This is a genomic window from Amycolatopsis lurida (assembly GCF_900105055.1).
GTDB classification, from domain to species: Bacteria; Actinomycetota; Actinomycetes; order Mycobacteriales; family Pseudonocardiaceae; genus Amycolatopsis; species Amycolatopsis lurida.
Map to the genome: position 1 here is coordinate 3,242,128 of NZ_FNTA01000004.1, position 14,074 is coordinate 3,256,201.

Sequence of the window (14,074 nt, forward strand, 5' to 3'; positions counted from 1 at the left end):
TAAACGCAAGTCGGCCCCGCAGATCGCGATTAGCCCGCTAAACGCAGGTCGGGCGTGCGGGAGGTCCAGGTGCCATGGGGCTCCAGGGTGACCATGCGGACATCGTCTTCGCGGCGCTCAAGGCGCACGATGAGGTAGTCGTCCGAGAGGCGTTCGGCGGACCCTTCGCCCCACTCGACGACCAACGCGGACCGCTCCAGTTCGGTATCGAGGTCCAGGTCGTCCAGCTGCGAGAGATCACCGCCGAGCCGGTACGCGTCCACGTGCACCAGGGCGACCCCAGAGGCCCCGGCCGGATGCACCCTGGCGAGCACGAACGTCGGCGAGCTGACCCGCCCACCGACCCCGAGACCGTCCGCGATCCCGCGGGTCAGCGTCGTCTTGCCCGCGCCGAGCGGCCCGGCGAGCAGCACCAGATCGCCCGCGCGCAGCGAGCGTCCGAGCTCACGCCCGAACTCCATCGTCGACTCGGGAGTCGGGAAAGCGAAATTCATCAGCGTTGCCACCACCAGGTCCGCCGTTCGGAAGTCTCACCATCGGTGCCGGTGCATCGTTGCACCAAGTCGATCAGGTGGCTGTTCACCAGTTCGGGTTGTTCCAGCTGCACCATGTGCCCCGCGCCGCGGACGCGCACCAGCTCCGCGTCCGGCAGCTCCGCCGCGATCCGCTCGGCGTGCGAGATCGGCGTGAATCGATCGGAATCCCCGCCGACGACCAGCACATGCGCGTGCTTCAAGCCGGCGAGCGCGGCGTACCGGTTGTGGCTGCCGAGCGTGTCGACGAAGTTCACGAGCCCGCGCACCGGCGTGACTTCGAGCATTTCCAGCATGAAGTCGACAAGTCGAGGGGACACGTCACGGCTGCCGAAAGCCAGCCTGCGCACGGCCTGCCGGGTCAGCTGGCCGCCTGCCGCGCGCACGAATTCGACGAGTCCCGGCTGCCACCCGGCCAGCCCGCCGACGCCTCGCGTGAGCGGGTTGTACTTCGAGAGCAGTGATCTCGGAAGCCCCCGAGCACCGACTTCACCCGCCGCGGTCGCGATGAACGCGACCCCACAGACACGGTCGTCGAACAGCTCGGGATGCTCCGCCGCGAGCTCCATGATCACCATGCCGCCCATCGAGTGCCCCATGAGCACGATGGGCCCCTCCGGCACCACCGAACGCAGGACCATGTCGAGGTCGCGCGCCAGCTGCTCGATGGTGCTGGTCTCGGCGGTCGCGGCACCGGATTGCCCGTGCCCGCGATGGTCGAAGTACACCTGACGCACGCGCGGCAGCCTCAGCGATGCGAGGTCTCGCCGCTGGAAGTGCCAGCAGCGCTTCGACAACGCGAATCCGTGCACGCCGACGACGGTCAACTCCGGTTCTCCTCCATCGCCCGGATCGATCTCCTCGACCGCGAGCGGCGTGCCGTCCTCCGCCGCCACTGTCGATGTCCGATCCGGTGCGAGATCCCCCAACGGCTCGTCCACGAACGGATCCTCACTCTGCCGCCGCTGCTGGGCGGCGACGGCGATCACGGCGGCGGTGCCGGTGGCCGCGGCCCCGACACCACCGACGATGGCCAGCAGTCTTCGTGAAGGTGTCACGAGCCTGCCTCCAGATACGTCCGGTGGACACGCGGGCGGTACATCGAAGTCACGATCTCGTAGTCGATCGTCCCCAGCTTGTCGGCCCATTCCCGCGCCGTGGGCTCGCCAAACGCGCCCTTGCCGAAAAGGATCACTTCGCTGCCGATGGACGGCTCGTCGTCTCCGCAGTCGACGATGAGCTGGTCCATGCAGACGCGGCCGACGACCGGCCGTCGCTTTCCGCCGAGCAGGACGTCCATCCGTCCGGACAGCGACCGCGGCACGCCGTCGGCGTATCCGACGGGAACCAGCGCGAGGGTGGTGTCGCGTTCGGCCGTCCAGCTGTGGCCGTACGAGACCGACTCGCCGGCCGGGAGCCGCTTCGTGAGCACGACCGACGACTTGAAGGTCATGGCCGGGCGGAGATCGTCACCGGTGGGCACCGGATTCAGCCCGTAGATCGCGATCCCGGGGCGAACGAGGTCGAAGTGCAGGTCGGGCCTGGTCAGCACGGCGGCGGAGTTCGCGATGTGCCGTATCGGGTTCAGACCGGCGGCACGCGCGATGTCGTAGGCCTCGTCGAACCGCTTGGCCTGCGCGTCGATAGAGGGGTGGCCGGGCTCGTCGGCGCAGGCGAGGTGCGACCAGATCGCGACGACCTCGATGAGCGGCTTCGCGGCCGCCGCGGCCTTGACCAACGCCGGCCATTCCGCAGGTGGGCAGCCGTTTCGGGACAGCCCTGTGTCGATCTTGAGGTGCACCCGGCAGATCGCGTTTAGCCCGCTGAAGTCGCGTGCGCGGCGAGCGCCGTCGGCCACGCGCGCCAGCTCGTCGAGGGAGCTGACGGCAACGTCGATGTCTTCGGCGACCGCGGGCGCGAAGTCGGCTTCAGGAGTGTCGAGCCAGCTGAAGAGCCGGGCTCCGATCCCCGCCCGGCGCAGCGCGAGCGCCTCGCCGAGGGAGCAGGTGCCCAGCCAGGTGGCGCCGCCCTCGACAGCGGCACGGGCGACCTCGAGGGCTCCGTGCCCGTAGCCGTCCGCCTTGACCACGGCCATGGTCTGGGCCGAGGGAGCGCGGGAGGCGAGCAGGGCGACGTTGTGCCGGATGGCGGACAGGTCGATGACGACCTCGGCACGCGGGAAACTGGCGGTCATAACGACCACCAGTTTCCCACGAACCGGCTCAGGACAGGCGCGCCCCGTCGGTGGCGGAGAACACGTGCAGCTCGTCGGGACGGATCCGCAGGTGCAGGGTGTCGCCCATGGCCGGCGGCTTGCGCGGGTCGACACGGGTGACGACGTTCGACTTCGTGCCTTCGGCGTCGGTCTCGGCCAGCTTGCCGTACACGTACGCGTCCGAGCCGAGTTCCTCGACGAGGTCGACCTTGACCGGCACGGTGCCGTCCTCGCTGGTGGTCACCTCGAGCGACTCCGGACGGAAGCCGAGGGTGACCGTGTCACCGTCGGCCTTGGCGAGGATCTCGCGGGTCAGCGGCACGCGCGCGCCACCCAGCTCGGCACCGTCTTCGGTGAGCTTCGCGGTGACGAGGTTCATCGCGGGCGAGCCGATGAATCCGGCGACGAAAGCGTTTGCGGGCCGGTCGTACAGGGCGCGCGGGGTGTCGCACTGCTGCAGGAGACCGTCCGAGAGGACCGCGACCCGGTCGCCCATCGTCATGGCCTCGACCTGGTCGTGCGTGACGTACACGGTGGTGACGCCGAGGCGGCGCTGCAGCGCGGCGATCTGGGTACGGGTGGAGACACGCAGCTTCGCGTCGAGGTTCGACAGCGGCTCGTCCATCAGGAAGACCTGCGGCTCACGCACAATGGCGCGGCCCATCGCGACACGCTGGCGCTGACCACCGGAGAGCGCTTTCGGCTTGCGGTCGAGGTACTGCTCGATGTCGAGCAGCTTGGCCGCGTCGAGCACCTTCTGCTTGATCTCCGACGCCGGGCGGCCCGCGATCTTCAGCGCGAAGCCCATGTTCTGGCCCACGGTCATGTGCGGGTACAGCGCGTAGTTCTGGAAGACCATCGCGATGTCGCGGGCACGCGGCGGCAGCTGCGTGACGTCGCGATCGCCGATCCACACGGCGCCTTCGTCGATGTCTTCAAGGCCGGCGAGCATCCGCAGGCTGGTGGACTTGCCACAGCCGGAAGGCCCGACCAGCACGAGAAACTCGCCGTCGGCGATCTCGAGGTCGAGTGCGTCCACGGCGGGCCGCTCGGAGCCCGCGTAGCGCCGGGTCGCCTTGTCGTAGGTGATCGTGGCCATCGGTTCAGTCCTCTTTCGGTTTCGCGGAAATGCCGTGCCCGAGTTCGCGGGCTTCGAGATGCCGTTGCTGGATCCGGTGCCCCTCGGCGCGGTCCGCCTCGGTCGGCTCGAGTGGGGTGTAGCCGTGCTGTTCCTGCCAGCGGGGAGGTTCCGTGCTGGAAGCGAGGGCCCAGGCCGCCTGCCGCGCGGCACCGACCGCGACGTACTCGGCGACTTCGGGGATGACGACGGGCACGCCGAACACGATCGGCGCGACCGCGCGGACGGCGGCCGACTGCGCGCCGCCACCGATCAGGAGCACGCGGCGGACTTCGAGCCCCTGCTCGCGCAGGGCGTCGAGACCGGCGGCGAGTCCACACAGCATGCCTTCGACGGCGGCGCGGGCAAGGTTCTCGGGCGTCATGTTCGCGCGGGTCAGGCCGAAGAGCGTGCCGTTGGCGTCGGGGAGGTTCGGCGTCCGCTCACCATCCAGATAAGGAAGGAAGGTGAGGCCGCCGGAGCCGGGCCCGGCCGTGAGCGCCAGCCTGTCGAACTCCGCGAGGTCGACGCCGAGCATCGCGGAAGTGGCCGTGAGCACGCGGGCGGCGTTGAGGGTGCAGGCCAGCGGGAGGAAGCGGCCGGTGGCGTCGGCGAATCCCGCGACGATTCCGGAGGGGTCGGCGCTCGGGGTTTCGGAGACTCCGAAGACGGTGCCGCTGGTGCCCAGCGAGACGACGACGTCGCCGGGGGCGAGTTCGAGACCGAAAGCGGCGGCCATGTTGTCGCCGGTCCCGGCCGAGACCAGGATCCCGTCCGGAGTGTGACCGGCGGCTTCGGCGGGGCCGATGACCTTGGGGAGTTCGGGCGTGCGGCCGCCGAAGGCATGCGCGAGGAGGTCTTGGCGGTACTCGCCGGTGGCGGGCGAGAAGTATCCGGTGCCGGAAGCATCGCCGCGGTCGGTGACCGGCTCGGCGCCGTCGCCCAGCAGCCGCCAGGTCAGCCAGTCGTGCGGGAGCAGGACCCGGGCGACGCGATCGGCCAGCTCTGGCTCGTTCTCGGCCATCCAGCGCAGTTTCGTGACGGTGAAGCTGGCGACCGGCACCGAGCCGACGGACTTCGCCCAGCTCTCCGGGCCGAGCTCGCCGCTGAGGTCTTCGGCCGCCTTCGCGGACCGGGTGTCGTTCCACAGCAATGCGGGCCGGACGACGGCGCCCGCCTCGTCGAGGGCGACCATGCCGTGCTGCTGACCACCGATGCCGATGGCGCCGACGCCCTCGAGCAGACCATTCGTGGCCTCGCGGAACGCATCCCACCAGGCGGCGGGGGCGACCTCCGTGCCGTCGGGGTGCGAGGCGCGGCCGGTGCGGACGATCTCGCCGGTGTTCGCATCGCAGACGACGACCTTCGTCGACTGGGTCGACGAGTCGATTCCGGCCACCAGATCAGAACTCATATTCCGGGCCCTCCGGTGCGCATTCGACCTGCTCGATGGCGGTTCCCGCGGTCAACGCCGCCTCGATCTCCTCGGTCGGCGCCTCTTCGTCGGTGATCAGGAGGTCGTAATCGCCGATGTCGCCGTACGCGTAGGTGGCGGTGCGGCCGAACTTGGAGTTGTCGACGACCAGGACGTTGCGGTCGGCGGTGCGCAGCGCGGCTTTCTTGAGCTCGGCGTAGTCCTGGACCGGGTGGAACAGACGGCCGACCGCCACCGCGGCGACCGAGACGAACGCGATGTCGGCGTGCGTGCGGTCGAGGAACGCGACGACGTCCGGGCCGGCGCACGAGTCGAACTCATGGTGATAGCGGCCGCCCGCCAGGACGACCTCGACGTTCTTGGCCGGGCCGAGGATGCGGGCGGCTTCGAGCGAGTTGGTGAGGACGGTGAGGTCTTCGACCTGGCCGAGGCGGCGGACGAGCGGGAAGAGCGTCGTCGAGTCGTCGACGAAGACCGTCTGGCCGGAGTGGACGTGCGCCGCGGCGGCCTCGCCCAGGGCATCCTTCGTGGCCTGGTTGAAGGTGTCGCGGAAGCGGGCGGCGGACTCGATGGTCGTCGCGGGGTAGGCCTCGACCTTGCCGCGGAGTTTGCGGAGGAGGCGGCGGTCCGCGAGGTCGTCGAGGTCGCGGTGCATCGTCATCAGGCTGACGCCGAAGCGGGTGGTGAGGTCGTCGATGCGGACCTCGCCGGTGGCGATGACGTGGTCGAGGATCTCCTGGCGCCGGTGCTCGACGGCGGCGTCCGAGGGCCTGGTCTTAGACATGGGTGACACCGTTCACGACCCGGACCATCGCGGTCTCGGCGGGGCGGGTGTCGGCGCTCACACCTGCTTCTTACCAGATTATTCGCCCGGAGTTAACACGTAACTCGATAACTCTCGCATTTTTTGCCATCTTCCTCCCCCGCCCCGCCGACCTGCGTTTAGCCCCCTAACTGCGCTCTGCGGGCGGGTGCCCTCAGAGCGCAGTTAGGGGGCTAAACGCAGGTCCGGGCTCTGGTCAGGAGGTCAGGGAGCGCACGGACCGGATGGCGTCCGGGACCGCGGCGAGGATGCCGGATGCCGAGGTCGGGGCGCCGTCGGCGGCGAGGGATCCGGCGAGGGAATGGACATGCGTGGCCGCGCCGGCCGCCAGCCACGGGTCGAGCCCCGAAGCGAGCAGCGCGCCGACCAGACCGGACAGCACGTCCCCCGAACCGGCCGTCGCGAGCCACGACCCCCGCGGCGTGTTCACCAGCGCCCGCCCATCCGGCGCCGCGATCACCGTGCAGTGCCCCTTCAACAGCACGACGGCGTCGTACTTGCGCGCGGCCGACCGCGCCGCCGCGACCCGGTCCGCACCCGGCGGCGCGCCCATGAGCCGCTCGAACTCCCCCGCGTGCGGAGTCAGCACGAGCGGCGTGCCCGGGTCGCGCGCGTCGAGCACGTCGGGCGAACGCGCGATGATCGTCGTCGCGTCGGCGTCCGCGCACACCGGCACACCGCGGCCGAGCACGAACCGCAGCACGTCCCGCCCCTCGTTCCCGGTGCCGATCCCGGGACCGACGACCCAGGCCTGCACCCGGCCCGCGTCGGTCACCGATCCCGTCGCGATGATCTCGGGCCACTGCCCGCGCACGACATCCGCCGCATGACCGGCGTAACGCACCAGCCCGGACGTCGCCCGCACCGCCGCACCCGCCGCGAGCACGGCCGCTCCCGGGTACGTCGCCGACCCGGCGGCGATCCCGACCACGCCCTGGCTGTACTTGTCGTCGTCCGGGCCGGGCACCGGCCACGCGGCGGCGACATCCGCCGTATCGAGCCGCTGCAGATCGGGGTCGGTGAGCCGCAATCCGATGTCCACCAGGAACACCTCACCGCACGACGCGGGCGCGAGGGCGTGCACCGGCTTAAGCGCGCCGAAGGTGACGGTCCGGTCGGCCACGACCGCCGGGCCGTCGACCGCACCCGTGTCCGGATCCACCCCGCTCGGCAAATCGACCGCGAGCACCGGCGAACCCACGTGCCCCAGCAACGCGGCGGCGTCCGGCCGCAACGACCCGCGCGCCGAAATACCGACGATCCCGTCGACGACGAGGTCGGCTCGACTGATCCACTGTGGACCGTCCTCAAGAGACACGATCTTGCCGCCGGATCGCTTCAAGGCGGCCAAACCGGGGCCGTGCGCACGTTCAGGCTTCAGCAGGATCGCCGAGACTGCCACATTGCGACGGCGCAGGAACGCGCCCGCCCACAAGGCGTCACCGCCGTTGTTGCCCGACCCGACCAGCAGCGTCACCCGCCGCCCGGAAACCGAACCCGTGTGCTCGGCCAGCATTTCGGCGGCGTGCACCGCGAGGCCGAAAGCCGCGCGCCGCATGAGCTCGCCGTCGGGAGTGACGGCGAGCAACCGGTCTTCCGCCGCGCGAATCCGTTCCGTGGTCCAGATTCCCTGCACGACGCCTCCGGTCTCTTACTCGACGGTGACCGACTTCGCCAGGTTACGCGGCTTGTCGACGTCGTACCCACGCGTGCGGGCGATCTCGGCGGCCAGCACCTGCAGCGGCACCGTGGAGACCAGCGGCTGCAACAGCGTCGGCACGGCCGGGATCTCGATCAGTTCGTCGGCGAACGGGCGGACGGTCTCGTCGCCCTCCTCCGCGATCACGATCGTGCGGGCGCCGCGCGCCTGGATCTCGCTGATGTTCGACACCAGCTTCGAGTGCAGCACCGCGCGGCCCTTCGGCGACGGCATCACCACGACGACGGGCAGGCCTTCTTCGATCAGCGCGATCGGGCCGTGCTTGAGCTCACCCGCGGCGAAGCCCTCGGCGTGCATGTACGCCAGTTCCTTGAGCTTCAGCGCGCCTTCGAGGGCGACCGGGAAACCGACGTGACGGCCGAGGAACAGCACAGCCTTCGAGTCGGCGATCCGGCGGCCGAGGTCACGGACCTGGTCCACAGTGGACAGGACCTTCTGCACCGCGGCGGGCATGGCCTCGAGCTCGGCGAACTCACGGGCGACCTCGTCCGGGTACTTGGTGCCGCGGGCCTGCGCGAGCGCCAGGCCGACCAGGTAGTTGGCCGCGATCTGCGCGAGGAACGCCTTCGTCGAGGCGACACCGATCTCCGGACCGGCGTGCGTATAGAGGACGGCGTCGGACTCGCGCGGGATCTGCGCGCCGTTGGTGTTGCAGACCGCCAGGACGCGGGCCTTCTGCTCGCGCGCGTGGCGGACGGCTTCGAGGGTGTCCGCGGTCTCGCCCGACTGGGAGACGGCGACGACCAGCGTCGCGCGGTCCAGCACCGGGTCGCGGTAGCGGAACTCGCTGGCCAGCTCGACCTCGACCGGGAGGCGGCACCAGTGCTCGATGGCGTACTTGGCGACGAGGCCCGAGTGGTACGCGGAACCACAGGCGACGACGAAGACCTTGTCGACGTCACGCAGATCCTGGTCGGAGATGCGCTGCTCGTCGAGGATGATCCGGCCGCCGTCGAAGTGGCCGCGCAGCGTGTTCGCCAGCGCCTCCGGCTGCTCCTCGATCTCCTTGAGCATGAAGTATTCGTGGCCGCCCTTTTCCGCGGCCGAGAGGTCCCAGTCGACGGTGAACGGCTTGGCCTGCGCGGCGTCGCCGTGGAAGTCGGTGACCTCGTAACCGTCGCGGGTGATCACGACGAGCTGGTCCTGACCGAGCTCGACCGCCTCGCGGGTGTGCTCGATGAACGCGGCGACGTCGGAGGCGACGAAGTGCTCGCCCTCGCCGACACCGACGACCAGCGGCGAAGAACGGCGGGCGGCGACGACGGTGTCCGGCTGGTCGGCGATGGTCACTACCAGGGTGAACGCGCCTTCGAGACGACGGCAGACCGCGGCGACGCTGGCCGCGAAGTCGCCCTTCGTGTCGCCCTCGGTGTAGGCGCGGGCGATCAAGTGCGCGGCGGTCTCGGAGTCGGTGTCGCTCGCCATTTCGACGCCTTCGGCCTCGAGCTCGGCGCGCAGTGCGGCGAAGTTCTCGATGATGCCGTTGTGCACGACGGCGACGCGCTGGGAGGCGTCGCGGTGTGGGTGCGAGTTGCGGTCGACCGGGGCGCCGTGCGTGGCCCAGCGGGTGTGCCCCATCCCGGCGGTACCGGTAAAGGCATCCCTGCCGACGGTGTCGAGCTGGGTCTCCAGGTTGGCCAGGCGGCCCGCTTTGCGCTCGACGTTCAGCGCGCCGGCGCCGTCGAGGACCGCGACGCCTGCCGAGTCATAGCCGCGGTACTCCATCCTGCGCAGGCCGCCGATGACGACGTCCAGGGCCGGGCGGTGTCCGACGTATCCCACGATTCCACACACGGCCACCAGCCTAACGACGGAAATTCGGCCCCTTCGCCCGGGCGCCCGCACCTGCGTTCAGCGGGCTAAACGCGACGCTTAGGCACGCTAAGCAGCGCGGTTAGCCCGCGAAAGGCGAACGCCGGGGCGGCGCGCGGGCCGGACGGGGGCGCGGGCAGTAAGGTCACGAACATGGCCAGCAAGCCCAAGCAGCTGCTCGCGGAGCTGTCCCACCCAGGTCCGCACGAGGTTCTGCGCGGCAACCTCGCCCTGGTCGGACTGCCCGGCGTCGTGTTCACCCCCCGTTCGGGACTCGGTCTGCCCGCGATCGCGTTCGGGCACGGCTGGTTACAGCCGACCGGGAGCTACCGGCATCTTCTCCGGCATCTCGCGAGCTGGGGCATCGTCGCGGCGGCCCCGGCCACGCAGCGCGGTCCGTTGCCTTCGCACCGGCTTCTGGCCGGTGACCTGCTCACGACGCTCGACTTGATCACGACGGTCCGCCTCGGGCCGGACGGCATCAGCGTCGACCCGGCGAAACTCGGCCTGGCCGGGCATTCGACCGGCGGCGGATCGGCGGTGCTGGCCGCCGCGCAGGCCGCAGCGAACGAAGAGCGACCCGAGATCCGCGCGGTCGCGACCATCACCCCCGCGCAGACTTTGCCGTCGGCGACGGTGTCGGCCCGCTCGGTGACCGCGCCCGGCCTGCATCTCGCGGCCGGCGAAGACCTGGTCGCGCCGCCCGTCGGACATGCCGAGGCCATCGCGGGCGCGTGGGGCGGGCCGGTGCAGCTGAGGACGCTCGGCAAATCGTCGCATCTCGGCGTCACCGAGGGCAGGCACTGGAGCCAGTTGCTGCTGCACGGGAAGCCGCACCGCGGGACCCAGCAGCTGACGCGGGCGCTCTTCACCGCGTTCTTTCTCACTCACCTGACGGGGACGACGAAGTACCAGCCCCTCCTGGACGCCGACGTCAAACGCGCCCCCATCGAGCTCCAGGACGAACCCGCCGCCTGACCGCCGGTTCGCGTTTAGCCCGCTAAACGCGATCCGGCGGTGAAGCCGGTCAGTCGACCATCCACGAGTTGTTCGAGAAGTCGTCGTCGTCGAATCCCTTGTCGTCACGGGCGTGACGACCGCGGCGACGCGCGGGCGTGCCGGGCTCTTCGGGCGCCGCGGCGCTGGGAGCGGGCGTCGGCGCCGCGGGCGGGACGTCCACCGTCGCCGGCATTCCGGGCACCCCCGGCGCGACCGGGAGAGGCGGCGGAGGCGGCGCCGGTCGCGACACGTCGGCGCGGGCACCGAACTCGGCGAACCGGGCGTCCGGCTTGTCGTCGTCCTCGATGTCGAAGCCGATCGTGTGGCTGCGGTCGGCGGTCGTCTTGCCGGTCAGCCAGCCGCCCGCCTCCTTGCTCCGCTTCCCCAGCTCCTGCATGTGCGCGGCGTACTTGTCGTGGATGGCGGCGTCCTTCTGCATGGTCTCCGCCGCCTGGGCCTTGGCATCGGCGAGATGCCGCTCCCGCAGCCCGCGCTGCTCCAACTGCTCCGTGATGGCGGCGTCCTGCCTGGACATGGCGGCCGCCAGCCGGTCAACAGCGCTCATCGGTCCTCCCTCGTTCCCCGGCTACCGATCATCGCTCGTAACTGATCGAACGGTCGCCGCCCTCGTCGTCGAGCGACCCGCTGATCCGGCCGCCCGCACCACTGGTCTCGAAAATGCCACCCTCGACGCGATACTGGCTCGACCCGCGCTGCGTGTCGCCCCCGCCGCCACCGGCCGCGCCGCCCATGGCGCCCATTCCGCCCATCATGCCGCCCATTCCGGCGGGCGAACTCGCGGCACCGGCGCTCGCGGGCGCCGGGTCCATCCCGCCGGGAGCCATCCCGAGACCACCTTCGGCCCCGGCAGGCTGCGCACCGCCGCCGGACTGCATGCCCGCTTCCAGGGAACCGGCTTCGTTCAGCGACCCCGACGAAGCACCTTCGAGGGGGCTTCCGATCGCGCCTTCGAAGCTGCCGCCGCCTCCCGCGGTCGGCACGGTGCCATCGCCGCCGGCACCCGACGCGCCACCCGCGCTGGCTTCGGCCCCCGCCGAGACCGAAGCGGTCCCTTCGGCGCCGACACCGACCTCGACTCCGCCCGGAGCGCTGAAGCCACCGCCGCCGCCACCACCGGGAGGAGCGATGCCGTCAGCCGGGGCGGGCATGGGACGAACGTCTTCGACCTTGCCGGGCTGCGGGTTGCCGGGGTTCCGGTCGTCGAGGCCGTTCTTGATGTCGTCGGTCTGGAGGGTGTCGCCGGGCTTGAGCTCCTTCTTCTCACCCTTTTCGTCGAGGGTGTAGGTGGTCGGCTCGCCCTTGCCGTCGTCGACGGTCACCACGGTCGGACCGTTCGGTCCCTGCGGCTGCTCGGCGGTGATCTTGAGGTTGCCGTCCTGGATGTGGATCTTGCCGTCCGGGCCGGGCCGGTAGACGCCGTCGGGGCCGGGCTCGCCCTCCTTGACGGTGCCCTTCGGCCCGAACTCGCCGTCCTTACCTTCTTCGCCGGGCTTGCCGTCCTTGCCCTCTTCGCCCTTCGGGTCGTCGAAGTCGAGCTTGTAGTCCTTCTCGTTGCCCTTGCCGTCGTCGACCTTGATGTCCATTTTGCCGTCTTTATCCGGCTCGGTCATCTCGATCTTGTTGTCGCCCTTTTGGACGGTCATGGTGTCCTGACCGTCGATGCCGTCCTTGATCGCCTCGCCCGTCGCCGGGTCGATCGGATACGGCTTGCCGGTCTCGGGGTCCAGCTCGAGCGGTTTGCCGGTGACCGGGTTCATGCCCTCCGCGGGCTTGTCCTCCGGCTTCGGCGTCTCGGGAACCGTGGCGGCGGGCGGGGTGCTGGCACCGCCGCCGCTTCCGCTTCCACCACCCGTTCCCCCACCGGTTCCCCCGCCAGTACCGCCGCCGGTGCCCCCACCGGTGTCACCGCCGCCACCCTTGTCCTTGCCCTTGCCGTCGTCGACGGGCGGCTTCTCGGACCCGGGCGCGGGGAACGGGTTCGTGTAGTCCTCCATGAACCGCGACAGCTCGTGATACTGCGTGTTGATCGTCTCGTTCGCGTTCTTGCAGAGCTTCTTGAAGTTCTCGAACCGCTCACCGAACTCGGTGGCGAACGAGCCCTTCAGCCACTGCTTCGCGGCCCCGATCGCGTAGTCCTTGTTCTCGTCGTTCAGCTTGCAGTCGTCGTCACGCAGCCGTTCGGCGAGATTGTTGCCCGGACACGCGGAGTCGAGCCAGTACGCGACGTCCATGAGCTTTTCTTTGGAATCGACCTTGCCGTTCGCGATCTCGACGACCTGCTTCGCCGTGAACAGCGGCGCCGTGGCGACTTTGTCGACTCGCAGCTTCAGCGTTTCGTCGACCTTCAGCTTGAGCGCGCTGTAGATCTTGTCGATGGTCGACGGCACCAGTTTGATGGCGCCGTCCATCTGCGCGATGAGCTCTTTCGCGTCGGGCTGGATCCGCTGCTCGTACTTGACCTTCGCGGCCGTCGCGCCCTTGCCCTTCCAGTCGTGGAAGAGCGTGGACAGCGCCGCCGACGCGTCCTTCTGAGTCTGCTCGACGGCCTTCTTCGCGTCGCCGAGATCTTCGACCTCGTCGAACATCTTCTGGAAGTTGATCTCGCGGTTCTCGTGGAACCGGTCCCAGATGTCGGTCTTGTAGCTGATCTCGTACGGCTTGTCCGGCATCTTGTTCCAGACCTGCTCGGCCCAGTCGGAGAAGAAGTCCAGCGCCGGCTTCCCGAGGTCGAGCACCTGGTCGGACTTGGTGGTGGAACCACCCGCGGCAGGCCGGGACATGGAGTCGAGATCCTTGTCGGCCTGTTTCGTGGCGGCCGCCTGCTTCTTGTCACCGGCCGCGTTCGAGTCACGTTCGGCGACGGCCTTCTTGTAGGCCTCTTCCCTGCCGCCGAACGACAACACCAACGCGTCTTTGGTGCCCTGAGTGACGTACGGGTCGTTCAGGATTTCCTTGATCTGTGCGGGCGTCGGTTCACTCATTACTGGGTTCCCGCCTTGTTGGCCGCCGCGGCGTTCGCCTGGTCGGATGAGGTGTAGCGGGTCGACGCGGTGCTGACCCCGCCGGCGAGCTGGGTGAGCTGGCCCGCGTAGCCCTTCATCGCGTCGGAAATGGCGAGAATTCCGGTGGCGTAGCCCTTTTGGTAGTCCTTGTGGATCCGGCCGAAGTCGGCGGGCTGGACCTGCGTCGGCCCTACCTTCCCCGCCTCGGACGTCGTGTTCTCAGCCGCGCGCTCCAACGACGTCGACGCCGTGAGCATCGCCTCTGAATCGGCTTTGTAGCCCCCGTCCGGCATGACCGGTGCCCCCTTCGTCCCGCTGTATCCGCCTCGTTGTCCTACCTACGACGCACGCCGGCGGCATCAGGTGCCATCGCATATGCACACAGAATGTACCCATC

Annotated in this window: 12 protein-coding genes; 1 reads left to right on the forward strand and 11 read right to left on the reverse strand. The window is 69.7% G+C overall.

Annotated features, from left to right (window positions below):
• Window positions 1-29: 29 nt before the first annotated feature.
• The 8 genes from tsaE to glmS form a co-directional block, all read right to left on the reverse strand.
• Window positions 30-494: a tRNA (adenosine(37)-N6)-threonylcarbamoyltransferase complex ATPase subunit type 1 TsaE gene (tsaE, locus tag BLW75_RS20160; protein ID WP_034304355.1), complete on the reverse strand. Its 465-nt coding sequence runs from the start codon at window positions 492-494 to the stop codon at window positions 30-32.
• Window positions 494-1,591, reverse strand: coding sequence for an alpha/beta fold hydrolase (locus BLW75_RS20165; protein WP_034304352.1), 1,098 nt, complete (start codon window positions 1,589-1,591; stop codon window positions 494-496). Before BLW75_RS20165 ends, tsaE begins: the two co-directional genes overlap by 1 nt.
• Window positions 1,588-2,727, reverse strand: a complete 1,140-nt coding sequence (alr, locus tag BLW75_RS20170) for an alanine racemase (protein WP_034304349.1) — start codon at window positions 2,725-2,727, stop codon at window positions 1,588-1,590. The genes BLW75_RS20165 and alr overlap by 4 nt, the downstream gene beginning before the upstream one ends.
• Window positions 2,728-2,755: 28 nt before the next feature.
• Window positions 2,756-3,847 carry an ABC transporter ATP-binding protein gene (locus BLW75_RS20175; RefSeq protein WP_034304347.1) on the reverse strand — a complete coding sequence of 364 codons (1,092 nt, stop codon included), beginning with the start codon at window positions 3,845-3,847 and terminating at the stop codon, window positions 2,756-2,758.
• A 4-nt stretch (window positions 3,848-3,851) separates the two neighbouring features.
• Window positions 3,852-5,279 (reverse strand): xylulokinase, encoded by a 1,428-nt coding sequence (xylB, locus tag BLW75_RS20180; RefSeq protein WP_034304344.1) that lies wholly within the window; start codon window positions 5,277-5,279, stop codon window positions 3,852-3,854.
• Window positions 5,269-6,084 carry a DeoR/GlpR family DNA-binding transcription regulator gene (locus tag BLW75_RS20185; protein WP_034304342.1) on the reverse strand — a complete coding sequence of 272 codons (816 nt, stop codon included), beginning with the start codon at window positions 6,082-6,084 and terminating at the stop codon, window positions 5,269-5,271. Before BLW75_RS20185 ends, xylB begins: the two co-directional genes overlap by 11 nt.
• 235 nt (window positions 6,085-6,319) lie before the next feature.
• Window positions 6,320-7,759, reverse strand: a complete 1,440-nt coding sequence (locus tag BLW75_RS20190) for a bifunctional ADP-dependent NAD(P)H-hydrate dehydratase/NAD(P)H-hydrate epimerase (RefSeq protein WP_034304340.1) — start codon at window positions 7,757-7,759, stop codon at window positions 6,320-6,322.
• Window positions 7,760-7,774: 15 nt separating this feature from the next.
• Window positions 7,775-9,637: a glutamine--fructose-6-phosphate transaminase (isomerizing) gene (gene glmS, locus BLW75_RS20195; protein WP_034305013.1), complete on the reverse strand. Its 1,863-nt coding sequence runs from the start codon at window positions 9,635-9,637 to the stop codon at window positions 7,775-7,777.
• A 171-nt stretch (window positions 9,638-9,808) separates the two neighbouring features.
• On the opposite strand from glmS, the gene BLW75_RS20200 reads away from it, so the two are divergent.
• Window positions 9,809-10,633: a dienelactone hydrolase family protein gene (locus BLW75_RS20200; RefSeq protein ID WP_034304337.1), complete on the forward strand. Its 825-nt coding sequence runs from the start codon at window positions 9,809-9,811 to the stop codon at window positions 10,631-10,633.
• A gap of 49 nt (window positions 10,634-10,682) precedes the next feature.
• On the opposite strand, the gene BLW75_RS20205 is transcribed toward BLW75_RS20200, so the two are convergent.
• From BLW75_RS20205 to BLW75_RS20215, 3 genes are read right to left on the reverse strand one after another with little or no spacing between them, the layout of a single operon-like run.
• On the reverse strand, window positions 10,683-11,219 hold the full coding sequence (locus BLW75_RS20205) for a hypothetical protein (protein ID WP_034304334.1): 537 nt from the start codon (window positions 11,217-11,219) through the stop codon (window positions 10,683-10,685).
• A gap of 28 nt (window positions 11,220-11,247) precedes the next feature.
• Window positions 11,248-13,656 (reverse strand): collagen-like domain-containing protein, encoded by a 2,409-nt coding sequence (locus tag BLW75_RS43220; RefSeq protein ID WP_034304332.1) that lies wholly within the window; start codon window positions 13,654-13,656, stop codon window positions 11,248-11,250.
• Complete coding sequence (locus tag BLW75_RS20215) at window positions 13,656-13,970, reverse strand: hypothetical protein (protein WP_034304329.1); 315 nt, start codon at window positions 13,968-13,970, stop codon at window positions 13,656-13,658. The genes BLW75_RS43220 and BLW75_RS20215 overlap by 1 nt, the downstream gene beginning before the upstream one ends.
• Between the last annotated feature and the right edge of the window lie 104 nt (window positions 13,971-14,074).

What these genes read in the sequence shown, in the direction of transcription:
- BLW75_RS20175 (WP_034304347.1), bottom strand. Translation starts at nt 3,847, where the DNA reads ATGGCCACGATCACCTACGACAAGGCGACCCGGCGCTACGCGGGCTCC.
- BLW75_RS20185 (WP_034304342.1), bottom strand. Translation starts at nt 6,084, where the DNA reads ATGTCTAAGACCAGGCCCTCGGACGCCGCCGTCGAGCACCGGCGCCAG.
- xylB (WP_034304344.1), bottom strand. Translation starts at nt 5,279, where the DNA reads ATGAGTTCTGATCTGGTGGCCGGAATCGACTCGTCGACCCAGTCGACG.
- tsaE (WP_034304355.1), bottom strand. Translation starts at nt 494, where the DNA reads ATGAATTTCGCTTTCCCGACTCCCGAGTCGACGATGGAGTTCGGGCGT.
- BLW75_RS20200 (WP_034304337.1), top strand. Translation starts at nt 9,809, where the DNA reads ATGGCCAGCAAGCCCAAGCAGCTGCTCGCGGAGCTGTCCCACCCAGGT.
- BLW75_RS20215 (WP_034304329.1), bottom strand. Translation starts at nt 13,970, where the DNA reads ATGCCGGACGGGGGCTACAAAGCCGATTCAGAGGCGATGCTCACGGCG.
- BLW75_RS20205 (WP_034304334.1), bottom strand. Translation starts at nt 11,219, where the DNA reads ATGAGCGCTGTTGACCGGCTGGCGGCCGCCATGTCCAGGCAGGACGCC.
- alr (WP_034304349.1), bottom strand. Translation starts at nt 2,727, where the DNA reads ATGACCGCCAGTTTCCCGCGTGCCGAGGTCGTCATCGACCTGTCCGCC.
- BLW75_RS43220 (WP_034304332.1), bottom strand. Translation starts at nt 13,656, where the DNA reads ATGAGTGAACCGACGCCCGCACAGATCAAGGAAATCCTGAACGACCCG.